The organism is Streptomyces sp. NPDC037242 (assembly GCF_055604165.1).
In genome coordinates this window covers 111,669-133,306 of the sequence record NZ_JBVJUY010000005.1, presented here as the reverse complement: position 1 = coordinate 133,306, position 21,638 = coordinate 111,669, and the positions used below count along the sequence as shown (strand labels likewise).

The following is a 21,638-nucleotide window of genomic DNA, read 5'->3' as shown; positions in this document are numbered from 1 at the left end:
TTTTTCCTCCTCCGCCCTCCCGCGCCCCCGACCAAAAAAAAAAAAAAAAAAAACCCCCCCCCCCCCCCCCCCCCCCCCCGCTTCTTCACTGTGGAGCTAAGGAGAATTGAACTCCTGACCTCCTGCATGCCATGCAGGCGCTCTACCAACTGAGCTATAGCCCCTTGTCTTGCCCGCCACCTCGGCTCTCCGTTTCCGGTTCCCCTTGGCGACGTCCCAAACATTACACGGTCATGGCCCTGGTCCAAAAATCGGTTTCCGTGGACCGCGGACCATGTCCGTTTTGATACAGATCGTCAGGCTCGCGCGAACTGGTAGAACCGCTTGAGCGTGCAGTGCTCGTCGAGCAGGCGCCCGTAGATCGGCTCCCCCTCCAGCTCGCGGTACGTCTCGATCGGGTCGCCTTTTATGATCAGCGCCCGCGCGCATTCCTCGCACCAGTACTGGTAGTCGGAGTTGATCGGGTCCATGTCCCGCACGATCGGCGTGCCGTTGTTGCACCAGTCGCACCGCCGCCGGTGTGCACCCATCCGTCAGCGACTCCCTCCCGCGTCGGGCCGTCGTGTCCCCCTCCGGCCGTCCGATTCTGCCATGCCGGTGCGCGGCTGGTCAGCAAGGGACAAAAGCAAGGATCCCGCCCCCTGTTGGGGACGGGATCCTGATTGTGGAGCTAAGGAGAATTGAACTCCTGACCTCCTGCATGCCATGCAGGCGCTCTACCAACTGAGCTATAGCCCCGCTCTCCGCTGCGCTCCCCCCGTTTCCGGTGTTCTGCGCTGCGAACAAGAAGAACTCTAGCCTGTGACCAGCCGGAAAGTGAAATCCGGGTGGGAGGCGGGCGGAAGCGCTCAGTCGTCGTCGCCGAGAACCGGTTCCGGCAGCGTGCCGGCGTTGTGCTCCATCAGCCGCCAGCCGCGCGCGCCCTCGCCGAGGACGGACCAGCAGCAGTTGGAGAGCCCGCCGAGGCTCTCCCAGTGGTGCGCGTCCAGCCCCAGCAGACGGCCGATCGTCGTGCGGATGGCGCCGCCGTGGCTGACCACGACGAGCGTGCCGGCCTCCGACAGGCGGTTCGCGTGCTCCAGGACCACGGGAGCGGCCCGGTCGGCGACCTCGGTCTCCAGCTCACCGCCGCCGCGGCGGACCGGCTCGCCGCGCTTCCACGCTGCGTACTGCTCGCCGTACTTCTCGACGATCTCGTCGTGCGTGAGGCCCTGCCACTCGCCCGCGTACGTCTCGCGCAGCGCCGCGCTGCGCGTCACCGGCAGGCCCGTGACGGCGGCCAGCTCGTCGGCCGTGGCGGAGGCCCGCCGCAGGTCGGAGGCGATGATGGCGTCGGGCTTCAGCGAGGCGAGCAGCCGGGCGGCGCGGCGCGCCTGCGCCACACCGGTCTCGGTCAGCTCGATGTCCGTGGAGCCCTGGAAGCGGCGCTCCAGGTTCCACGAGGTCTGGCCGTGCCGCCAGAGGACGATCTTCCGTCCGGTCTTCCCCCTGGTGGGCGTGCTCAGAACAGATCACCGTCCAGGTCGTCGTCGCCCGCTGCCTCACGCAGCTTGGCGTGCTCCTCGGCCTTGCCCTTGGTGAGCTTGGCGTCCTCGGGCAGGTCGATCTCGGGGCAGTCCTTCCACAGGCGCTCCAGCGCGTAGAAGACCCGCTCCTCGCTGTGCTGCACGTGGACGACGATGTCGATGTAGTCGAGCAGGATCCAGCGGGCGTCGCGGTCGCCCTCGCGGCGCACCGGCTTGGCGCCGAGCTCCTTGAGGAGGCGCTCCTCGATCTCGTCCACGATCGACTTGACCTGGCGGTCGTTGGGCGCCGAGGCGAGCAGGAAGGCGTCGGTGATCGACAGCACGTCGCTGACGTCGTACGCGATGATGTCGTGCGCGAGCCGGTCGGCCGCGGCCTGGGCGGCGGCGGTGATGAGCTCGATGGAGCGGTCCGTGGCGGTCACTGGCCATGCTTTCGGGTTGGCGGGCAGATCCATACAAGGGTCTCATGTACCGCCGTCACCGCCCGCGCGGAACGTCCCGCGCGGGCGTATCCCCACCTCGGAGCCCTGACCGGGCAAGGCTCAGGACGTCTTGTAGTCCTTGCCCAAGATCACCACGATGTCCGCGTTGACCGTGTTCTCGCCCTTCTTCACGACCGTCTCGGGCAGCCCCAGCGTCTTGGCGACCTCGATCGCCCGGTCCCGCTGCGCGTCGTCCTGGTACGTGATCTGCGACGCGGGAGCGGTCTTGTCCGCCTTGCCGCCGTCGACCAGCGAGTAGCCGCCGTTGAGCAGCGCCGCCTTCGCCGCGGTCTGGTTCTTGTCGTCGCCGCTGGCGTCCTTGAGGCCGACCCGCGGGGCGGCGCCGGACTGGGCCGCCGTGAAGGAGCCGCCGAGCACCTCCTTGACGACCGTCTTGTTGGCGTCGTCCGTGAGGCCGCCGTCGGGCTTCACCGCGAGCACGTCGGTGCGGTACGAGCCCACCTTGGCGTGTTCGCCGAGCTTGGCCAGCATGGCGCCGAGGGTCTGCGCGTTCAGTGCCGGGTCCAGGATCTGGCCGATGCTCTCGACCGTCATCGTCGCCGACTTGGCGTCCCCGGGGACCTTGCGCAGCACGGCGTACAGGACCTTGCCGAGCCGGTCCAGCTGCTTGGCCTCCGGTTCGCCCTGGCCGCGGTGGGTGGCGTACGCGACGGCCATCGCGCCGCTGAGGCTCTGCTTCTGGCCCTGGGCCACGGCCGGGGCCTTGGCCGCGTCGTCCGCGGGCACCGCGGCGTCGGTGTCGACCTCGATGCCGCCGACCAGCTCGACGAGGTTCTCCAGGAAGGGGGTGTCCAGGCGCCAGGTGCCGCCGATGTGCGTGCCGAGCACCGTGTCGAGGGATTCGCGCACGCCGAGGCCGCCCTCCTCGACCGCCTTGCCGAGGGCGGCGGCGCTGCCGTCCTCCTTGGGGACGTTGAGGGTGTTGGGCACGAGGACGGTGGCGCCCTGCTTGGTGGTGACGTTGTCCACGAGCAGCGCCGTGGAGGTGCCGCCCTTCTTGGTGTTGTGCACGTGCACGACGATCATGTCGCGCTTCTGCGGCCCGGTGGCGGCCGCGGCGTCCTTCGCCTTTCCTGGGCCCTCCAGGAAGGGCAGCTTGCCCGCGTACCAGAGGTAGCCGAGGCCGCCCACCACGAAGAGGGCGAGCGCGACGATCAGCGCCACCACGCGCTTGCGGCCGCGCCTGCGGGCCTCCTCGCGGCGCTCGGTGCGGCTCTCGGTGAAGGCGAGCCAGTCGATGACGTCCTCGGAGTCCTCGTCCGGCTGGTCGATGAAGGCGAACTGCTCGGTGTGGTACCCGGCGGCCTGCTGCCCGGGGGCGGCGTCGGAGCGGCGGGGCTCCGGGACCTGCGCGGCGGGCCGGCGGTACTCGGGCTCCGGGGACGGTGCGGGCTCGGCGGCGGGGGGCTGGGCCGGGGCCTCGGGGGCGGCCTGCTGCGGGATCCACTGCTGCGCGGCCTGCGTGTCGTAGCCGTACGCGGGGGCCTGGGCGTAGTCCTGCGGCTGCTGCTGCTGCGGGTAGTACTGCTGCGGCTGCTGGTCGTACGGCTGGTAGCCGTACCCGCCGTACGACTGCTGCTGCCCGTAGCCCTGCTGCTCGTACTGCTGGGCGGGGGCGGGGGACGGCTGCGCGGGCACCTGGCCGTACACCGGCCGCCCGTACTCGTCGTAGCCGATGAGCTGCTGCTCGTGGGCGTGCGGATCGTACCGGTCGTACTGATCCTGTCGGTCGTTCACCGCGGGGCCCCTCTCTCCGGAAGCTCAGGCTCCCCGGTACAGCTCACGCTTGTCGATGTAGCGCACCACGCCGTCCGGAACCAAGTACCAGACAGGATCCCCCTTGGCGACCCGGGCGCGGCAGTCCGTGGACGAGATCGCCAGTGCGGGCACCTCGACCAGGGAGACGCCGCCCTCCGGCAGACCGTCGTCGGTGAGGACGTGGCCCGGACGGGTGACGCCGATGAAATGGGCGAGCGAGAAGAGTTCCTCAGCATTTCGCCAGGTCAGGATCTGTGCGAGGGCGTCGGCGCCGGTGATGAAGAACAGGTCGGCGTCGTCGTTGAGTGCGCTGAGGTCCCGCAGGGTGTCGATCGTGTACGTCGGCCCGCCGCGGTCGATGTCGATGCGGCTCACCGAGAACTGCGGGTTCGAGGCGGTCGCGATGACCGTCATCAGGTAGCGGTCCTCGGCGGACGACACGGCCCGCTGCGACTTCTGCCACGGCTCGCCGGTCGGTACGAACATCACCTCGTCGAGGTGGAACAGCGCGGCCACCTCACTGGCGGCCACCAGGTGGCCGTGGTGGATCGGGTCGAACGTCCCGCCCATCACGCCGAGCCGGCGCTTGACCGGGCCGGTAGGCACTTCCTGCTCTTCCATGAGCGCAGAGCCTACTGGCCCGGCGGAGCGGTCCGGACCCGCATTCGAGCGCGTACGCGAGGTGATCTAGCGGTCGCGGTTCAGGCGCGTGGTGACCCACAGCAGCAGCAGCAGGATGACGAACGCGGCGCCGCCGGTCAGGTAGGGGTTGAGGCTGTCGTGGTTGCCGCCGTGCTTCTCGGCCCCCTCCGAGGCGAGGACGACCAGGCTGTTGGCGGTGGTGGCGAGGCTCATCAGGCAGGTACCTATCGAGTCGGGGAGCGGGCGGAGATTTCGCTCACATCGTATGCGGGGGCCTGGGGCACGCTCACGTCGACTCAGGCGTTGGAGAGGATAGACGCACAGGCTGGAAGTCAGATCGAGGGGGAGGCGCTATGACGGACACGGGATTCGAGAAGGCACCGGCACGGGACCGCAGGAGGTTCCCCGGGATCTCCTCGCGGGCGTATGAGCACCCCGCGGACCGCTCGGCGCTGGTGGCGCTGCGCAGGCTGAGCGGGTTCGACACGGTGTTCAAGGCCCTGAGCGGGCTCCTTCCGGAGCGGAGCCTGCGGCTGCTGTTCCTGTCGGACTCCGTGCGGGTGGGCGAGACGCAGTTCCCGCACCTGTACGCGATGCTGCGGGACGCCTGTTACATCCTGGACCTGGAGAAGGTCCCGCAGATGTACGTGCAGCAGGACCCGAAGCCGAACGCGATGTGCATCGGGCTGGACGAGCCGATCATCGTGGTGACGACGGGCCTCGTGGAGCTGCTCGACGAGGAGGAGATGCGGGCGGTCGTGGGCCACGAGGTGGGCCACGCGCTGTCGGGGCACGCCGTGTACCGCACGATCCTGCTGTTCCTGACGAACCTCGCGCTGAAGGTGGCGTGGATCCCGCTGGGCAATGTGGCGATCATGGCGATCGTGACCGCGCTGCGGGAGTGGTTCCGCAAGTCGGAGCTCTCCGCGGACCGGGCCGGTCTGCTGGTGGGGCAGGACGTGAACGCCTCGATGCGCGGGCTGATGAAGATCGCGGGCGGCAACCACCTCCACGAGATGAATGTCGACGCCTTCCTTGCCCAGGCCGAGGAGTACGAGGAGAGCGGCGACCTGCGCGATTCCGTGCTGAAGATCCTCAATGTGCTGCCCCGCACGCACCCCTTCACTACGGTCCGGGCGGCCGAGCTGAAGAAGTGGTCGCAGAGCCGGGACCACCAGCGGATCATGGACGGCCACTACCCGCGGCGGGACGAGGACAAGGACACCTCGGTGACCGACTCCTTCCGGCAGTCGGCCGCGCACTACGCCGACTCGGTGCGCACCAGCAAGGACCCGCTGATGAAGCTGGTCGGCGACATCGCCGGCGGGGCGGGCGACCTGGGCGGCAAGCTCCGGGACAAGTTCACCGGAGCCGGAGCCGGAGCGGGTGGAACGGGCGGCGCGGGAGGCGACGCGCAGGGCAAGGGCCAGGGCGCCGGAGGGTCTACGGAACAGGGCTGACGCTCTGCGCCGGCGCCGGCGTCGCCGCCAGTACGCCGCACAGCCCGGCCGTCATGCGCGGATGGCCGCTGGCGTACGGGTCGCTCGCAGCCGGGCCGACCGTGGTCGGCCCGGCCCCGGCCAGGAGCGGGCGGAAGCCCGCGGCGGGGTCGGCGGAGCAGTCCTGCGGGCCGGCCATCACATAGGCCGAGGCCAGCTCGGCGCGCCGGGCGGTGAGGTCCTCGCGGTCGAAGCGCAGCCGCAGCTCGCGGCGGACGGTGAAGAGCGAGGCGCCGTCGGCCGCGGTCGGGGGCCCGGTGGCCGGGCGGACGGCGTAGACGAAGGTGTGGTCGGTGGTCACCTCCAGCACCTCCGGGCTCACCTCCAGGACGGCGAGGGTGCCGCTCACCCGGACCCGGGAGTCGGCCACGACGGCGGCCCCCGCGTCGAAGCGGACCAGCCAGCCGGTGGCGGCGTGCCGGCCGTCGCCCGAGGGCGAGAGCATGCTGCGGTCGAACTGCGCCAGCTGGTCGGGGTCGAGCAGGACCCGCACCGGCCGGGAGGCGGCGGAGGACAGCACGTCCGGGTCCAGCGAGGACTGCACCAGGTAGTCCTTGGCGACGGTCAGGGCGACGAGCACCTGGCCCTCGGTGAAGTGGTGGGTGCGGCGCACCGCGGGCAGGGTGATCCCGGCCGCCCCGACGCGGTACTGCGCGGCCGGGCTCTGGGCGTACAGGTCGGCCGGGCGGCCGCCCGGGACGGTCACGCTGGGCGCCAGCGGGACGACGGTGCTGCTGAGCGGCTCGGCGCGGCCGCCGACGGGTGGCACGTACGGGTTGCGCAGGCCCATGTAGACGGCGGCCGCGAAGGCCGCGGCGATGAGCAGCACGAGCAGCATGCCCTGCCGGGCTCCGCGGCCGGGGCTGCCGGTGCGGGAGCCCGCGTAGCCGCCGGACCAGATGGAGCGGCTGCGTACGGCGCGGGAGTGCCCGTCGAGGCGTTCCTCGGCGGAGTACTCCTGGATGCGGGCAGCCCTGACGAAGTCGTCGTCGAACACCACCGACCGGTACTCGTCCGCCCGGAACTCGTCGTCGCCCCCGCCGATGCCGTCGGGGGTGCCGTTGGGTGGATCTCCTGGCATGGCCATCGCTTCTCCCCGCTGTCCCCGCTTCAGAGAAGCCCCCGGCTCCGGCGAAAAAGGGAGTGGGGTCGTACCTTCAGGGTTGGCGGCCGACGGGCTGCGTAAACGCCTTGGCGCCGCTGACTTCGCCCATCGGAGTGCTGGCGGGTAGTGGGGCCGGGCCGGCGGGGTCTGCGTCGGCGGCGGCGCTGCGGTAGACGGCGCTGAAGGCGAGGGCCACCATGCCCAGGCCCATCACGAAGGCGAGCACCCAGGCGACGGGGCGCAGCCATGGTGAGCGGCCGCGGTAGGGGCGCAGGGCGCCGCCGTAGGCGCCGTACGGGCCTTCCGCGTAGCCGTAGCCGTGGCCGTTCTCCCAGCCGGATTCGTCGAGCCCGTATCCGTCGGGATGGCCGTAGGCGTAGTCCTCGTCGCCCTGCCAGCCGCCGGCGACGGCGCGGGCGGCTTCGGCCTCCGCGCGGGCCCGGTCGGCCGCCCGTTGGCGCTCTGCGGCGCTCGGTTCATGGATCTCGGCGTTCCGGACGAAGTCCTCGTCGAACACCACGGAGGCGAAGTCCTTGTCCGCGCCTCCGCGGTCGTCTGCATCGTCTTCGGGGGACCCGTCGTCCGGGAACGGCTTGCCCCCCACGTCGTCCGGCACAGAACCAGCGTAGACCTGGGGGGCGGGTTTGGGCAGGGCATGTGCCGAAATCCGGCCACGCGCCGTCCCGGCTGCGATTACCGAACGTGACCGTCGCCGGTGACGATGTACTTGGTCGAGGTGAGCTCGGGGAGGCCCATGGGGCCCCGGGCGTGCAGCTTCTGGGTGGAGATTCCGATCTCGGCGCCGAAGCCGAACTGGCCACCGTCCGTGAACCGGGTGGACGCATTCACGGCGACCGTGGTCGAGTCGACCAGCTGGGTGAAGCGGCGCGCGGCGGCCTGCGAGGTGGTCACGATCGCCTCGGTGTGGCCGGAGGTCCAGCGGCGGATGTGGGTGACGGCGTCGTCGAGGGAGTCCACGACGCCGGCCGCGATGTCGTACGAGAGGTACTCGGCGGCCCAGTCCTCGTCCGTGGCGGGGAGCGCGGTGACCTTGGAGTTCTCGGCGAAGGCGAGCACCCGGTCGTCGCCGTGGACGGTCACCCCGGCGTCGGCGAGCGCGTCGAGGGCGAGCGGCAGGAAGGCGTCGGCGATGTCGCGGTGGACGAGGAGCGTCTCGGCGGAGTTGCAGACGGAGGGCCGCTGGGCCTTGGAGTTGACGAGGATGTCCACTGCCATGGCCAGGTCGGCCTGGGCGTCCACATAGACGTGGCAGTTGCCGGTGCCGGTCTCGATGACCGGGACGATGGACTCCTCGACCACGGTCTTGATGAGGGAGGCGCCGCCGCGCGGGATGAGCACGTCGACGAGGCCGCGGGCGCGCATCAGCTCGCGGACGGAGTCGCGGGACTCGCCCGGGACCAGCTGGATCGCGTCGGCGGGCAGGCCCGCGGACTCGACGGCGTCGCGCAGGATGGCGACCAGGGCGGTGTTCGAGGCGTACGCGGAGGAGCTGCCGCGGAGCAGGACCGCGTTGCCGGACTTCAGGCAGAGGGCGGCGGCGTCGACGGTGACGTTGGGGCGGGCCTCGTAGATGATGCCGACGACGCCGAGGGGGACGCGGATCTGGCGGAGGTCGATGCCGTTGGGGAGCGTGGAGCCCCGGACGACCTCGCCGACGGGGTCGGGCAGGGCCGCGACGTCGCGTACGTCGGAGGCGATGGCCGCGACCCGCTCGGGGGTGAGGGTGAGCCGGTCGATGACGGTCTCGCTGGTGCCGGCCGCCCGCGCCTTGGCCGTGTCGGTGGCGTTGGCCTCGACGATCTCGGCCGTACGGGCCTCCAGCGCGTCCGCGATGGCCAGCAGGGCCGTGTCCTTGGCGGACCGCGGGAGTGGGGCGATGGCGGCGGCCGCCGTGCGGGCCGCTTGCGCGGTGGCGAGGACGGGCGAGGTGGCGGTGGCGTCATCGAGCGTGGTCATGCGGCCAGGGTAGTCCCCGGCCCGGCCCCGGCGGACGGGGGTTTCACCCCCCGAGACCGGGTCCTCGCAGCCGCCGCGTTCAGTACGGGTGGACGCCCACCGGGTGGGCCGGGGGCGGACCGTAGCCCTCCGCAACGCGCTGGTGGTAGGTGGCGCGGTCGATGACCTCCAGGCCGACGATCTCCCAGGGCGGCAGCTGCGCCGAGGAGCGGTGCTCGCCCCACAGCCGCAGGGCGACGGCGGCCGCGTCATGGAGGTCGCGGGCCTCCTCCCAGTAGCGGATCTCCGCATGGTCGTCGGCGTACCGGCTGGTCAGCAGGAAGGGATGGTCGTGCGCCAGCTGCTCCAGCCCGCGCCGGACCTCGGACAGCGGCGCCGGCTTGCCGGAGACGCTCAGGGTCACGTGCCAGAGGCGGGAGGAGTCGTCCTGCCCGTCTGCGCCGCCGTCCCCCGTGCCGACGCTGGTCAGCGCTCGCCTCACCAGCCGCCTCCTGTTCTTGCTACGCGTGTCCGCCCCTCACAGTTGACCAGTCCTTGGCGCACCGCGCGGCGGTTTTACGGAACCTCAGCCCTGGAGCAGGACCAGATCGTCACGGTGGACGACCTCCCGCTCGTACGCGGGTCCGAGTTCCCGCGCGAGCTCTCGGGTGGAGCGGCCGAGGAGCTGCGGCAGCTCCTTGGCGTCGAAGTTGACCAGGCCCCGGGCCACCGCACGGCCGTCGGTGGCCCGCAGTTCCACGGGGTCCCCGGCCACGAAGTCGCCCTCGACGGCGGCGATGCCCGCCGGCAGCAGGGAGCTGCCGCGCTCGGTGACCGCGCGCACCGCGCCCTCGTCCAGCACGAGGTGCCCCTGCGGGGTCGACGCGTGCTGGAGCCACAGCAGCCGGTCCGCGGAGCGCCGGCCCGTGGCGTGGAAGTGCGTACCGGTCAGGCGCCCGGCCAGCGCGTCGGCCGCCTGGCTGGCCGAGGTGAGGACGACCGGGATGCCGGCGGCGGCGGCGATGCGGGCCGCCTCGACCTTGGTGACCATGCCGCCGGTGCCGACGCCCGCCTTGCCGGCGCTGCCGATCGAGACGTGCGCGATGTCCTCGGGACCGCGCACCTCGTCGATGCGGGTGGTGCCGGGCAGGGACGGGTCGCCGTCGTAGAGGCCGTCGACGTCGGAGAGCAGGACGAGGAGGTCGGCCCGGACCAGGTGGGCCACCAGTGCCGCGAGCCGGTCGTTGTCGCCGAAGCGGATCTCGTCCGTGGCGACGGTGTCGTTCTCGTTGACCACGGGGAGGGCGCCCATGGCGAGGAGCTGGTCCAGCGTCCGGTAGGCGTTGCGGTAGTGGGCGCGCCGGCTGGTGTCGTCGGTGGTGAGCAGCACCTGGCCGACACGGACTCCGTAGCGCGCGAAGGAGGCGGTGTAGCGGGCGACGAGCAGTCCCTGTCCGACGCTGGCGGCGGCCTGCTGCCGGGCCAGGTCCTTGGGGCGGCGGCGCAGTCCGAGCGGGGAGAGGCCGGCAGCGATGGCGCCGCTGGAGACCAGGACGATCTCCTTCTCGCCGCCGCTGCGGGCCTTGGCCAGTACGTCGACCAGCGCGTCCACCCGGTCGGCGTCGAGTCCGCCGGCCGCCGTCGTCAGGGAGGAGGAGCCGACCTTGACCACGATCCTGCGGGCGTCCACGACACCTTGCCTAGCCGCTGACACTTCTGTCCCCTTGCCCCTTGCCGAATGCCTTGCCTGCCACCTCAATCTACGGGGTGGCAGGCAGGCACTGCGCGGGGGTTTCAGACCCTGGACGCGCCGCCGACCGGCTCGGGGTCGGCGCTCTGCGCCGCGGCTCCCGGAGTGAGGATCTTGCGCGACAGCAGGAAGGTGAACGGGATGGCGACGACGGCCGCGACCAGCGGCGCGATCTTGCTGTCCAGTCCGGCCCAGGCGACGAGGGCGTAGAGGCCGACCGACTGGACCACGTAGTTCGTGACGTTCGTCAGCGGGAAGAGGAAGAACTTCTTCCAGGTCGGCCGGGTCCGGTAGGTGAAGTAGGTGTTCATGAAGAACGACCCGATCATCGACAGCCCGAACGCCAGCGTGTAGGCCAGGAAGTACGGCATCCACGGGTGCAGGAGGAGGTAGATGAGGAAGAAGGTGCCGGTGTTCACGCCGCCCACGAGGGCGAACCGTATGACCTGGCCGAGCTGCTCTTTCCTGTCCTTCGTCATCGGCGGCTGTCCTCCGCGATCACTGCTTTGGACACGCCGGGCACTCCTTCCGCGCCGTGCGCTTCCTTCACGAGGAAGTGCGGGCGACGCTTGGTTTCGTAGTAGATGCGGCCGATGTACTCGCCGATGAGGCCCAGCATGATCATCTGGACCCCGCCGAGGCCGGTGATGAGGGCGACGAGGGTGACGTAGCCGGGCGACTCGACGCCGTTCGTGATCGCCATGACGGTGATCCACAGCGCGTACAGCCCGGTCAGGGCCACCAGCGACACGCCGAGCCAGATGCCGATGCGCAGCGGGCGGTTGTTGAACGAGATCAGCCCGTCCATGCCGTAGTTCAGCAGGGACCCGAACTTCCACTTCGTCTCGCCGGCCTCGCGCTGGGCGTTGCGGTAGTCGAAGTGGACGGTGTCGAAGCCGATCCAGGAGAAGAGGCCCTTGGAGAAGCGGTTGTACTCCGGCAGCGACAGCAGGGCGTCCACGGCCGGGCGCGAGAGCAACCGGAAGTCGCCGACCCCGTCGGTGAGCTCCACGTCGACCCAGCGGTTGATGCCCCGGTAGTACAGGCGGCTGAGGGCCGAGCGGAGCTTCTTGTCGCCCTCGCGCGTGCGGCGGGCGATGATCTGGTCGTGTCCCTGCCGGTAGTAGTCGAGCATGGTCGCGATGAGCTCCGGCGGGTGCTGGAGGTCCGCGTCCATGATCACGACGGCGTCGCCGGTGGCCTCGCGGAGGCCCGCGAGCATGCCGGCCTCCTTGCCGAAGTTGCGGCTGAAGGATACGTACCGGGTCCGCTCGCCGTGCTGCGCGGCGATCTTGCGGAGCTTTTCGAGGGTTCCGTCGCGGCTGCCGTCGTCGACGTAGCAGACCTCGTACTCGACGGGGAGGGCGTCCAGGACCCTGCGGATTTCGAGGTCGAAGCTGTCGACAACAGCTTCCTCGTTGTAGCAAGGGACTACTACGGACAGCTTCATGAACACTTCCTGCTGGGTCCGAACGGGTGATTGTCGGCGACCGGACCCGCCACTCACCTCTTCCTTAGAAGTATGCACGCCGACCATCGGCCTGCCTGAGTGGAGTGCGGCACACGGTAGCTTTGACGGGATAAGCGGAATGGAACGAAGGGATCGAGGTGCACGTGCCTGACGTCTCCGTGGTCGTCATCGTCTACAACGACGCAGAGCGTCTGCCGACAGCCGTCCAGTCGGTTTTGGACCAAACCCTGCACGGGGTCGAAGTCGTGATCGTCGACGACTGCAGCAAGGACCGGTCCTACGCGGTCGCGCAGGAGCTGGAGGCGGCGCACCCTGGCAGGGTGCGCGCCTTCCAGCTGCCGGAGAACAGCGGCGGCTGCGGTGCGCCGCGCAACCACGGCATCCGGCAGGCCACCGGCACGTACGTCATGTTCCTGGACAGCGACGACGTGCTGGAACGAAACGCCTGCCGCAACATGCTGTACGCCGCCGAGCGGACCGACTCCGACCTGGTCTCGGGCATGTGCGTACGCGTGCACCTCGACAACCGGTGGGGCAAGACCACCGAGTGGTACCCCTGGATCTACTCGCGCACCCGGACGCTGGAGTCGATCACCGAGTTCCCCGACCTGCTGGTCTACGACACCCTCTCCACGAACAAGTGCTACCGGCGCGCGTTCCTGCTGGAGCAGGGCCTGGAGTTCCCGGTCGGGATCCACTACGAGGACCTGCTGTTCTCCGCGCAGGCCTATGTCGCCGCCCGCCGCATCACGCTGATCCCCAACCACGTCTACTTCTGGAACGTGGTCGAGAAGGCGGCGGCGAAGTCGATCAGCAACCGGCGCCACGAGATCGCGAACTTCGTCCACCGGATGGAGATCCACCGGCGCGTGGACGAGCTGCTCGCGGCCAAGGGCCACGCGCAGATCAAGTCCGCGAAGGACGCCAAGTTCCTCAAGCACGACCTGGTGCTCCACCTGCGCGACCTGCCCCTGCTGGGTGATGCGTACCGGCAGGAGTTCGCCCGCCTCGCCAACGGCTACCTGGCCGGCATCGACCCGGCGGCGTACGACAACGTCAACCACCTCCAGGCCATCTGCGCCTACCTGCTGGGCAAGGAGGACTGGGACAACCTGCTCCCGGCCGCCGACGCCATGACCAACAAGGGCCGGCTGTCCTCCCCGCTGGCCGAGCGGGACGGCCGCGTCTACTGGTGCGCACAGCACATCGACGACCCCGACGACACCGAGGCCCGCCGGATACTGGATGTCACCGAGCAGGGCTTCCACACCACCCCGCTCGGCTCCCTGACCCTGGGCAACCGCCTCACCTCGTACGAGGACGACGGGCGCGGCACGGTGACGCTCTCCGGCGCCGTCGTGAACCCCCTGGGCCGCATCAAGCCCGAAACGGAACTCAAGGCTTCGCTCGAATTCCGGGCCCGCCGGCAGATCGGGGTGCGCTCGTTCAGCTTCCCGGCGGCAACCGTGCGCCACGCCGGTGACACGATCGAGTGGACCGCGACGGCCGACATCGGGAGCACGATCCGCCCCCTCGGCATCATCGACGCCGTCTGGGACGTGCGCCTGAAGTTGACGGCCGGCGCGGACCGGGTCACCACCCGCGTCTCGGTCGGCGGGGTCGACCTGGAGACGGCGGCGCGGCTGCGGGTCCGCCCCCGGCTGACCCGGCTGGTCTCGGACCGCTTCGAGCCGGAGATGACGAAGAAGGGCAACCTCTCCTACGTCCTGATCGCCGAGGGCGCCGCAGCCGTGCGCACCCAGACGCTGATCAACAGCGCGATGCACGGCAAGGCCGCCGGTGTGGTCAAGCGCAGCCTGCGCAGGGCCCTGAAGGCCCGGCGCAACCTGGGCTCCGGCGAGCAGAAGGTGAAGGTCTACCACGAGGTCTTCTCGAAGCTGCCGATCAAGAAGGGCACGGTCGTCTTCGAGAGCCACATGGGCAAGCAGTACAGCGACAGCCCCAAGGCGATCTACGAGGAGATGGTGCGCCAGGGCGCGCCCTTCGAGGCGATCTGGTCCTACGCGGGCGGCAAGCCCACCGGCTTCCCCAAGGAGGCCACCCTGGTCCGGCGCTGGAGCTGGCCGTACCTGCGGGCGCTGGCACAGGCCGAGTACTGGGTCGACAACCAGGGCTTCCCGCTGGCGTTGGCCAAGCGCTCCGGAACCACCTACATCCAGACCTGGCACGGCTCCGCACTCAAGCGGATGGGCTTCCACGAGCCGCGCACCAAGGCTCAGGGCCGGGCGGGCCAGGCCCGGTTCCAGGCGGCCGTCGACCGCTTCGACCACTTCCTGATCCGCTCCGAGCACGACACCCGCACCCTCGCCAAGGGCTTCCGGCTGCGCGACGAGGTCCTGCTGCGCACCGGCTACCCGCGCAACGACGCCCTGGTCGAGGCGCACCGCAGCGAGGCCCACAGCGGCGAGCGGGTGCGCGGGCCGCTGGCCGCGGAGCTCGGCATCGACCCGGACAAGAAGGTGCTGCTGTACGCGCCCACCTTCCGGGCGGCCGCGGACGGCACCGTCGAGGGCTTCGAGTTCCCCTTCGACGTCGAGGAGTTCGCCGACCGGCTCGGCGACCGCTTCACGCTGCTGGTGCGCACCCACTACCTCAACAGCGTCTCGCTGCCGCCGTCGGTCGAGGGCCGGGTGATCGACGTGTCCAAGCACCACGACATCACCCCGCTGCTGGCGCTCGCGGACGGGCTGGTCACCGACTACTCGTCGGTGATGTTCGACTACGCGGTCCTGGACCGGCCGATGCTGTTCTTCGCGTACGACTACGACAAGTACGCGACCGACATCCGCGGCACGTACTTCGACCTGAAGGAGAAGGCCCCGGGCCCGGTCGTGGCCACGGCGGACGAGCTCCTCCAGGCCATCGCCGCCTTCGACGAGGCGGACGCCAAGTACGCCGAGGCGCGCCAGCGCTTCCTCACCGAGTTCGGCGAGTACGACCGTGGGGACGCGGCCCGCCAGATCGTCGAGAAGTTCTTCACCAGGAGCGGCAAGTGAGCCAGCACACCGCCGGGTCCGCGTCGGGCGGCCGTGACATCTTCCTCGTCTCCAACAGCGTCGACGAGCTCGGCGGGGTGACCACCTGGTCGCACCAGATGGCCCAGCTGTTCACCGACCGCGGGCACCGGGTGCACATCGTCGGCATCGCCCCGGTCGCCGAGGAGATCCGGCAGAAGCTGCCGCAGGACCTCCCGTACGAGATGACCACGCTCTACGACGCCCACCCGCCCAAGGCCCGCCGGCTGCACGGGCTCAAGGGCCGGCTCAACGCGCCCGAGCGGCGCCGCCAGGCGGCCCGCCGGGCCCGGATGCGGGCCAAGGCGCAGACGCTGAACGACCTCTTCCGCGCGGCCCGTCCCGGCGGCGTGGTGATCGTCACCCAGGTCTGGGCGATGGAGTGGGTGGCCCTCGCCGACACCAAGGGGCTCAGCGTCATCGGCATGAGCCACGAGTCCTTCGAGGCCAGCCAGAAGTCCACCCGGGGCGAGCGGGTACGCCGCTACTACCCGGAGGTCGACCGGATGCTGGTGCTGACCCCGGAGGACGCGGACCTGTGGATCCGGGCGGGCATGGAGAACGTGGGGAGCATGCCGAACCCGCTGCCCTTCATGCCGGACGCACCCGCTCCGCGCACGGAGAAGGTCGTCGCGACGGTGGGCCGGCTCGCGTTCGAGAAGGGCATGGACCTGCTGCTCGACGCGTGGGCCGACGCCGCCCCGCACCACCCCGACTGGGTGCTGCGGGTCTACGGCGCGGGCGTGGAGGAGCCGGCGCTGCGGGCGCACTGCACCTCGCTCGGGCTCGACGACTCCGTGGAGTGGATGGGCAGTACGGACGACGTGCTGGCAGCGCTGCGCGGTGCCTCGGTGTTCGCGCAGGCCTCCCGGGCCGAAGGGTTCCCGATCACCCTGCTGGAGGCGATGGCGGCAGGCGTGCCCGTGGCCGCCTTCGACTGCGCGCCGGGCGTACGGGAGATCGTGGAGCACGGCGAGGACGGGCTGCTGGCCCGGCTGGGCAACACCATGGAGCTGGCGGGCCACTTGGACGCGCTGATGTCGGACCGCGCGCTGCGCGACCGGCTCGGTGACACCGCTTTCCACCACGTCCAGCGGTACTCCAGTGCCGAGATCACCGACCGGTGGGAGGAGCTGTTCTCCTTCCTGGAGCGCTGAAGCCCCTCCCCCGCGCAGACGAAGCCGCCCGCCCCGGTCGTGTCCGGGGCGGGCGGCTTCGTACGTACGTGGGCGGGCGGGCGGGTCAGCCCTTGCGGTTGGCCTCCCAGCCCTTCCAGGCGGAGGTGATCATCTCGCGGACGTCGTGCCGCGCCTTCCAGCCCAGCTCGGCCGCGATCCGGTCGGCCGAGGCCACGACCTTCGCCGGGTCGCCGGGGCGCCGCGGGGTGACCACGGGCTCGTAGGTGTGCCCGGTGTTCTCGTTCAGCAGCTCGACCATCTCCCGTACGGAGACGCCCTCGCCACGGCCGATGTTCACGGTGAGGTCCTGGTACTGGCCCTGCGCACCCCACTCGGCGAGCTTGCGCGCGGCCACGACGTGCGCGTCCGCGAGGTCCTCGACGTGGATGTAGTCGCGGATGCAGGTGCCGTCCGGGGTCGGGTAGTCATCGCCGAAGATCCGCGCGCCCTCGCCCGCGTCGAACCGCTCGAAGACCATCGGGACGAGGTTGAAGACGCCGGTGTCGGCGAGCTCGGGGGTCGCGGCGCCCGCCACGTTGAAGTAGCGCAGGCAGGCGGTGGAGATGCCGTGCGCCCTGCCGGCCGCGCGAACCAGCCACTCGCCCGTCAGCTTGGTCTCGCCGTACGGGCTCAGCGGCGCGCACGGGGTCTCCTCGGTGACCAGGTCCACGTCGGGCATCCCGTACACGGAGGCGGAGGAGGAGAAGAGGAAGTTGCGGATGCCCGCGGCGGCGACGGCCTGCAGCAGGACCGTGAGCCCCTGGACGTTCTCGTGGTAGTAGAACAGCGGCTTCTCGACGGACTCGCCGACCTGCTTCTTGCCCGCGAGGTGCACCACGCCGGTGATCTTGTGCTCGGAGATGGTCTCGTCCAGGATCAGCCGGTCCAGGACCGACCCGATCACCAGCGGGACGCCCTCCGGAACGCGGTCCTCGTTGCCCGTGGAGAGGTCGTCGAGGACGACCACCTTCTCCCCCGCGAGCAGCATCGCGCGGACGACGTGCGCGCCGATGTAGCCGGCGCCACCGGTGATCAGAAAAGTCATGCCGTGTCTCCCGAGTCCTGTCCGATATTTCTGGTGTGCCTCAGCCCGACGCGCGGCCTGCCATGGCCCGGTGCAGACGGTTGCGTACGAAGCTGAGCGCGCCCTGTGCGCCGGGCGCGAGCCGCAGGCCCAGCGAGCCGCCCGCGGCACGGAACGGCTGTGCCAGCAGAACACCGTACCGGCTGCTCGCCAGCGCGCGGCGGTGGAGCAACCCGTCCAGGGGGCGCGGGGAGGTGAGCAGGGAGCTCCCGTCCTCGCACTCCACGCCCACTTCGACGTTCCAGGCCTGCATCCCGCGCGCGCCGGTGCGGCGCCCGGCGGCGGCCACCGCGGTGAGCCGGAACGGCAGCTCCGCGCTCCAGCCGCCGGCCTCCTCGGACCGCAGCCCGGCCGACCGGGTGACCACGGGCTCGCCGCCCGCGCGGGGCACGAAGCGCAGGTACGCCGTGTGCGGCCCGGCCGCGGCGAGGCGCCCGTACAGGTCGTGTACGTGGATCCGCAGCCCGGCGGAGCCGGCCGGCCCGGCGTCGACGGTGACGGGCAGCTCGGCGACCGGCAGCCCGGCCAGGCCGTCCAGCCGGACCGGGAGTTCCGCGCTCCACACCGGCAGCCCGTCGGCTCCGGTGGCGTACGGGGGCAGCAGGCGGGGCGGGTCGGCGGCGAAGCGGGTGAGCCGCTCCAGGTCCGCGGGCGCGGGCGGGGTCGCGGTGGCGCGCAGCACCCGGACGATCCAGCGGGCATGCGCCCCGGCGGCCTCGATGTCGGCCTCGGCGAAGGTGTCGACGTACTCGCGGGTCAGGGTCCACCAGGCGGCCTGGTACTCGGGGTCCTTGCCGAGCTCGCGCAGGTACATGCGCAGGTCGTACTCCAGGAACTTGACCTGGCAGGCCCGGCCCAGCTCCGGCGAGGCCGCGCTGATGATCCGGGAGGCCGTGCGGTGGGCCTCGATGCGCGAGCGCCAGTTACCCACGTCCTTGCGGTCCAGGGAGATCGACACCTGGGCGGCGCTGCGGCGCACGTGCCACACGTAGACGAGGTCGCCGATCACCGCGATGCGCGGGGCGGCGGCCAGGACGCGGGCGGTGAAGACGAAGTCCTCGTAGATGAAACGACCGTCGGGAAAGCGGATCGAATGCTTGTCCAGGAAGGAGCGGTCGTAGAGCTTGTTGACGCAGAGCGTGTCCCGGACCAGTCCGGGCCGGTCGGCGGGCCGCTCGATCACGTCGCCCGCGGTGTACACCCCGGGCGCCCACGGGACGTCGCGGCCCTCGGGCAGCTCCCGCCTGACGCAGGCGCCGACGGTGACGGGTGCGCGGTGCTGCTCGGCGGCGCGCACCAGGGCGTCGGCCGCTCCCGGGGGCAGGACGTCGTCGCTGTCCAGGAAGAGCACGTAGGGGGCGCTCGCGGCCGCGATGCCGTCGTTGCGCGGGGTGCCGCAGCCGCCGCTGTTCTCCGTGCGGTGCACCACCTTCAGGCGGGGGTGGCGGGCGGCCAGCTCGTCGAGCACCTGAGCGGTGCTGTCGGACGAGGCGTCGTTCACGGCGATGACCTCGGCGACCACCGGGCCCTGGGCGAGAGCCGAGGAAACGGCTTCGCCCACGAGCCCGGCGTCGTTGTACGCGATCACCACGACGGAAACGGTGGGAGAAATGGTGCTGGTCACCCGGTGGATCCTAGGCGACCGGAGTAAACACCACCTCAAGGGCGTCCGGCACTCAGAAGGGACGGAACTCGTCGTACTCCTGCTGGGCGGAGTCCCCGCGCTTGGCTTCCTTCTCCTTGCGGCGCGTGGTCGCCGGGCGGGGGGCCTCCAGGCGGTGGTCCTCGCCTCGGCGGCCCAGCATCTCGGCGCCGGCCATCATGGTCGGCTCCCAGTCGAAGACGACCGCGTTCTCGTCGGAGCCGATGGCCACGCCGTCACCGGCGCGGGCGCCGGCCTTGCGCAGCGCGTCCTCGACACCGAGGCGGTTGAGGCGGTCGGCGAGGTAGCCGACGGCCTCGTCGTTGTTGAAGTCGGTCTGGCGGACCCAGCGCTCCGGCTTCTCGCCGCGCACGTTGTAGACGTCCTCGACCTCGTCGTAGGTGACGGTGAAGCCGGCGTCGTCCACGGCCTTCGGGCGGATGACGATACGGGTCGCCTCCTCCTTCGGCTTGCGGGCACGGGCCTTCGCGATGACCTCGCCGAGGAAGTAGGACAGCTCCTTCAGACCCGTACGGGAGACCGCGGAGACCTCGAAGACCTTGTAGCCGCGGGCCTCAAGGTCCGGGCGGACCATGTCGGCGAGGTCCTGGCCGTCGGGGATGTCGACCTTGTTGAGGACGACGAGGCGCGGGCGCTTCTCCAGGCCGCCGCCGTAGAGCTTGAGCTCCTCCTCGATGACGTCGAGGTCGGCCAGCGGGTCGCGGTCGGACTCCAGGGTGGCGGTGTCCAGGACGTGCACGAGGATCGAGCAGCGCTCGACGTGGCGCAGGAACTCCAGGCCGAGGCCCTTGCCCTGGCTGGCGCCGGGGATCAGGCCCGGGACGTCGGCGATCGTGTAGACGGTCGAGCCGGCCGTGACGACGCCGAGGTTCGGGACGAGGGTCGTGAAGGGGTAGTCCGCGATCTTCGGCTTGGCCGAGGAGAGCACCGAGATCAGCGAGGACTTGCCGGCGCTCGGGAAGCCGACCAGCGCCACGTCGGCGACGGTCTTGAGCTCCAGGACGACGTCGCCGGTGGTGCCGGGGACGCCGAGGAGCGCGAAGCCGGGGGCCTTGCGGCGGGCGGAGGACAGGGCGGCGTTGCCGAGGCCGCCGCGGCCGCCCTCTGCGGCCACGTAGGTGGTGCCCTGGCCGACGAGGTCGGCGAGGACGTTGCCCTCCTTGTCGAGGACCACGGTGCCGTCCGGCACGGGCAGGACCAGGTCCTGGCCGTCCTTGCCGGAGCGGTTGCCGCCCTCGCCGGGCTTGCCGTTGGTGGCCTTGCGGTGGGGGCTGTGGTGGTAGTCCAGCAGGGTGGTGATCGCCTGCTCCACCACCAGGATGACGTCGCCGCCACGGCCGCCGTTGCCGCCGTCGGGACCGCCGAGCGGCTTGAACTTCTCCCGGTGAACGGAGGCGCAGCCGTGGCCCCCGTTACCCGCGGCGACGTGCAGCTCGACGCGGTCCACGAAGGTGGTCATGGGTGTTCCTCCAGATACATACGGGAATGTCCCGGGCAGGCCTTGCTGCCCATTAAACGTGTCTATGTGACAACGCGCCGAGGGCGGACCTCTCTTCCCGGCTTGCGCCGGAAAGAGCTGAGATCCGCCCTCGGGAAGTTACGAACGCGCTAGATCAGCAGAAGCTGGATCAGGCGGCCGGAACGATGTTGACGACCTTGCGGCCACGGTGCGTACCGAACTGCACGGCACCGGCCTGCAGCGCGAACAGCGTGTCGTCGCCGCCACGGCCGACACCCGAACCCGGGTGGAAGTGGGTGCCGCGCTGGCGGACGAGGATCTCACCAGCGGAAACGACCTGACCGCCGAAGCGCTTCACGCCGAGCCGCTGAGCATTGGAATCGCGCCCGTTCCGGGTGGACGATGCGCCCTTCTTGTGTGCCATGTCTCAGTCCCTCTTACTTCGCAGCCGCGGGGATACCGGTGACCTTGATCGCCGTGTACTGCTGGCGGTGACCCTGGCGACGGCGGTAGCCGGTCTTGTTCTTGTAGCGCAGGATGTCGATCTTGGCGCCCTTGTGGTGGTCCACGACCTCGGCCTGGACCTTGATGCCGGCCAGGACCCACGGGTCGCTGGTCACGGCTTCGCCGTCGACAACGAGCAGGGTCGAGAGCTCGACCGTGTCGCCAACCTTGGCAGTGGAAATCTTGTCAACCTCAACGATGTCGCCGACAGCAACCTTGTGCTGGCGACCACCGCTGCGCACGATGGCGTACACGCGGATCTCTCTCTCACTCGGGACGGATGCTCCTGAAGCCAGCCGCTCAGGCAGGCCCCTCGTGAAGAAGGGTCCGCGCAGATCCGGATTGGACGAGCGGCCTCTCCGGGCAGGGCCTGGAGGAAGGTGCTCAGGAGCGCGGCGTGCACTCAGACACGCCGACGGTCTAGGTTACGGGGCCGGTACCGGAGGGTCAAACCGGGCCCCGCACGGCCGCGGGCCCCGCCTCTCGGCAGGGGCCCACGGTCGTG

The 21,638-nt window shown here is 70.6% G+C and carries 21 protein-coding genes and 2 tRNA genes; 3 read left to right on the top strand and 20 right to left on the bottom strand.

Annotated features, from left to right (window positions below):
- Positions 1-91: 91 nt before the first annotated feature.
- The 8 genes from ACZ7GJ_RS08770 to ACZ7GJ_RS08735 form a co-directional block, all read right to left on the bottom strand.
- A tRNA-Ala gene (locus tag ACZ7GJ_RS08770) sits at positions 92-164 on the bottom strand.
- Between the two features lie 132 nt (positions 165-296).
- Complete coding sequence (locus ACZ7GJ_RS08765) at positions 297-530, bottom strand: hypothetical protein (RefSeq protein WP_365920427.1); 234 nt, start codon at positions 528-530, stop codon at positions 297-299.
- Between the two features lie 135 nt (positions 531-665).
- A tRNA-Ala gene (locus tag ACZ7GJ_RS08760) sits at positions 666-738 on the bottom strand.
- A gap of 110 nt (positions 739-848) precedes the next feature.
- Complete coding sequence (locus tag ACZ7GJ_RS08755) at positions 849-1,505, bottom strand: histidine phosphatase family protein (protein WP_470750555.1); 657 nt, start codon at positions 1,503-1,505, stop codon at positions 849-851.
- Positions 1,502-1,948, bottom strand: coding sequence for a ribosome silencing factor (gene rsfS, locus ACZ7GJ_RS08750; RefSeq protein WP_365920425.1), 447 nt, complete (start codon positions 1,946-1,948; stop codon positions 1,502-1,504). Before rsfS ends, ACZ7GJ_RS08755 begins: the two co-directional genes overlap by 4 nt.
- Positions 1,949-2,068: 120 nt before the next feature.
- Positions 2,069-3,766, bottom strand: coding sequence for a LytR C-terminal domain-containing protein (locus tag ACZ7GJ_RS08745; RefSeq protein ID WP_470750441.1), 1,698 nt, complete (start codon positions 3,764-3,766; stop codon positions 2,069-2,071).
- Between the two features lie 24 nt (positions 3,767-3,790).
- Positions 3,791-4,408 (bottom strand): nicotinate-nucleotide adenylyltransferase, encoded by a 618-nt coding sequence (gene nadD, locus ACZ7GJ_RS08740; RefSeq protein ID WP_470750440.1) that lies wholly within the window; start codon positions 4,406-4,408, stop codon positions 3,791-3,793.
- A gap of 66 nt (positions 4,409-4,474) precedes the next feature.
- Entirely contained in the window at positions 4,475-4,642 is a 168-nt protein-coding gene (locus ACZ7GJ_RS08735; RefSeq protein ID WP_470750439.1) for a hypothetical protein, read from the bottom strand.
- Positions 4,643-4,782: 140 nt separating this feature from the next.
- Between ACZ7GJ_RS08735 and ACZ7GJ_RS08730 the strand changes: the two genes are divergently transcribed.
- Complete coding sequence (locus ACZ7GJ_RS08730; RefSeq protein WP_470750438.1) at positions 4,783-5,889, top strand: M48 family metallopeptidase; 1,107 nt, start codon at positions 4,783-4,785, stop codon at positions 5,887-5,889.
- Here the strand turns inward: ACZ7GJ_RS08730 and ACZ7GJ_RS08725 are convergent.
- The 7 genes from ACZ7GJ_RS08725 to ACZ7GJ_RS08695 form a co-directional block, all read right to left on the bottom strand.
- Entirely contained in the window at positions 5,873-7,015 is a 1,143-nt protein-coding gene (locus ACZ7GJ_RS08725; protein WP_470750437.1) for an SCO2583 family membrane protein, read from the bottom strand. The two genes, ACZ7GJ_RS08730 and ACZ7GJ_RS08725, sit on opposite strands and share 17 nt — an antisense overlap.
- A gap of 70 nt (positions 7,016-7,085) precedes the next feature.
- Positions 7,086-7,649 carry an SCO2584 family spore wall biosynthesis protein gene (locus tag ACZ7GJ_RS08720; RefSeq protein WP_470750436.1) on the bottom strand — a complete coding sequence of 188 codons (564 nt, stop codon included), beginning with the start codon at positions 7,647-7,649 and terminating at the stop codon, positions 7,086-7,088.
- A 77-nt stretch (positions 7,650-7,726) separates the two neighbouring features.
- Positions 7,727-9,010 (bottom strand): glutamate-5-semialdehyde dehydrogenase, encoded by a 1,284-nt coding sequence (locus ACZ7GJ_RS08715; protein WP_470750435.1) that lies wholly within the window; start codon positions 9,008-9,010, stop codon positions 7,727-7,729.
- 79 nt (positions 9,011-9,089) lie between these two features.
- Positions 9,090-9,479, bottom strand: a complete 390-nt coding sequence (locus ACZ7GJ_RS08710; protein ID WP_470750554.1) for a hypothetical protein — start codon at positions 9,477-9,479, stop codon at positions 9,090-9,092.
- Positions 9,480-9,575: 96 nt separating this feature from the next.
- Positions 9,576-10,703, bottom strand: a complete 1,128-nt coding sequence (proB, locus tag ACZ7GJ_RS08705; protein WP_365920409.1) for a glutamate 5-kinase — start codon at positions 10,701-10,703, stop codon at positions 9,576-9,578.
- An 80-nt stretch (positions 10,704-10,783) separates the two neighbouring features.
- Positions 10,784-11,218: a GtrA family protein gene (locus tag ACZ7GJ_RS08700; RefSeq protein WP_470750434.1), complete on the bottom strand. Its 435-nt coding sequence runs from the start codon at positions 11,216-11,218 to the stop codon at positions 10,784-10,786.
- Positions 11,215-12,189, bottom strand: coding sequence for a glycosyltransferase family 2 protein (locus ACZ7GJ_RS08695; RefSeq protein ID WP_470750433.1), 975 nt, complete (start codon positions 12,187-12,189; stop codon positions 11,215-11,217). Before ACZ7GJ_RS08695 ends, ACZ7GJ_RS08700 begins: the two co-directional genes overlap by 4 nt.
- A gap of 158 nt (positions 12,190-12,347) precedes the next feature.
- Between ACZ7GJ_RS08695 and ACZ7GJ_RS08690 the strand changes: the two genes are divergently transcribed.
- Both ACZ7GJ_RS08690 and ACZ7GJ_RS08685 read left to right on the top strand, forming a co-directional pair.
- A complete protein-coding gene (locus ACZ7GJ_RS08690) occupies positions 12,348-15,227 on the top strand; it encodes a bifunctional glycosyltransferase/CDP-glycerol:glycerophosphate glycerophosphotransferase (RefSeq protein ID WP_470750432.1) in 2,880 nt (959 codons plus the stop codon).
- Positions 15,224-16,402: a glycosyltransferase gene (locus ACZ7GJ_RS08685; RefSeq protein ID WP_470750431.1), complete on the top strand. Its 1,179-nt coding sequence runs from the start codon at positions 15,224-15,226 to the stop codon at positions 16,400-16,402. The genes ACZ7GJ_RS08690 and ACZ7GJ_RS08685 overlap by 4 nt, the downstream gene beginning before the upstream one ends.
- A gap of 85 nt (positions 16,403-16,487) precedes the next feature.
- On the opposite strand, the gene galE is transcribed toward ACZ7GJ_RS08685, so the two are convergent.
- The 5 genes from galE to rplU form a co-directional block, all read right to left on the bottom strand.
- The gene (galE, locus tag ACZ7GJ_RS08680; protein ID WP_470750430.1) at positions 16,488-17,468 is read right to left on the bottom strand and encodes a UDP-glucose 4-epimerase GalE; all 981 of its coding nucleotides are present in this window, start codon (positions 17,466-17,468) and stop codon (positions 16,488-16,490) included.
- A gap of 40 nt (positions 17,469-17,508) precedes the next feature.
- The gene (locus ACZ7GJ_RS08675; protein WP_470750429.1) at positions 17,509-19,131 is read right to left on the bottom strand and encodes a glycosyltransferase family 2 protein; all 1,623 of its coding nucleotides are present in this window, start codon (positions 19,129-19,131) and stop codon (positions 17,509-17,511) included.
- Positions 19,132-19,183: 52 nt separating this feature from the next.
- Positions 19,184-20,629 carry a GTPase ObgE gene (obgE, locus tag ACZ7GJ_RS08670; protein WP_470750428.1) on the bottom strand — a complete coding sequence of 482 codons (1,446 nt, stop codon included), beginning with the start codon at positions 20,627-20,629 and terminating at the stop codon, positions 19,184-19,186.
- A 169-nt stretch (positions 20,630-20,798) separates the two neighbouring features.
- The gene (rpmA, locus tag ACZ7GJ_RS08665; protein ID WP_030027134.1) at positions 20,799-21,053 is read right to left on the bottom strand and encodes a 50S ribosomal protein L27; all 255 of its coding nucleotides are present in this window, start codon (positions 21,051-21,053) and stop codon (positions 20,799-20,801) included.
- A 13-nt stretch (positions 21,054-21,066) separates the two neighbouring features.
- Positions 21,067-21,387: a 50S ribosomal protein L21 gene (gene rplU, locus ACZ7GJ_RS08660; protein WP_365920392.1), complete on the bottom strand. Its 321-nt coding sequence runs from the start codon at positions 21,385-21,387 to the stop codon at positions 21,067-21,069.
- Between the last annotated feature and the right edge of the window lie 251 nt (positions 21,388-21,638).

What these genes read in the sequence shown, in the direction of transcription:
- ACZ7GJ_RS08725 (WP_470750437.1), bottom strand. Translation starts at nt 7,015, where the DNA reads ATGGCCATGCCAGGAGATCCACCCAACGGCACCCCCGACGGCATCGGC.
- obgE (WP_470750428.1), bottom strand. Translation starts at nt 20,629, where the DNA reads ATGACCACCTTCGTGGACCGCGTCGAGCTGCACGTCGCCGCGGGTAAC.
- ACZ7GJ_RS08730 (WP_470750438.1), top strand. Translation starts at nt 4,783, where the DNA reads ATGACGGACACGGGATTCGAGAAGGCACCGGCACGGGACCGCAGGAGG.
- nadD (WP_470750440.1), bottom strand. Translation starts at nt 4,408, where the DNA reads ATGGAAGAGCAGGAAGTGCCTACCGGCCCGGTCAAGCGCCGGCTCGGC.
- ACZ7GJ_RS08765 (WP_365920427.1), bottom strand. Translation starts at nt 530, where the DNA reads ATGGGTGCACACCGGCGGCGGTGCGACTGGTGCAACAACGGCACGCCG.
- ACZ7GJ_RS08735 (WP_470750439.1), bottom strand. Translation starts at nt 4,642, where the DNA reads ATGAGCCTCGCCACCACCGCCAACAGCCTGGTCGTCCTCGCCTCGGAG.
- ACZ7GJ_RS08695 (WP_470750433.1), bottom strand. Translation starts at nt 12,189, where the DNA reads ATGAAGCTGTCCGTAGTAGTCCCTTGCTACAACGAGGAAGCTGTTGTC.
- ACZ7GJ_RS08715 (WP_470750435.1), bottom strand. Translation starts at nt 9,010, where the DNA reads ATGACCACGCTCGATGACGCCACCGCCACCTCGCCCGTCCTCGCCACC.
- rpmA (WP_030027134.1), bottom strand. Translation starts at nt 21,053, where the DNA reads ATGGCACACAAGAAGGGCGCATCGTCCACCCGGAACGGGCGCGATTCC.
- galE (WP_470750430.1), bottom strand. Translation starts at nt 17,468, where the DNA reads ATGACTTTTCTGATCACCGGTGGCGCCGGCTACATCGGCGCGCACGTC.
- ACZ7GJ_RS08700 (WP_470750434.1), bottom strand. Translation starts at nt 11,218, where the DNA reads ATGACGAAGGACAGGAAAGAGCAGCTCGGCCAGGTCATACGGTTCGCC.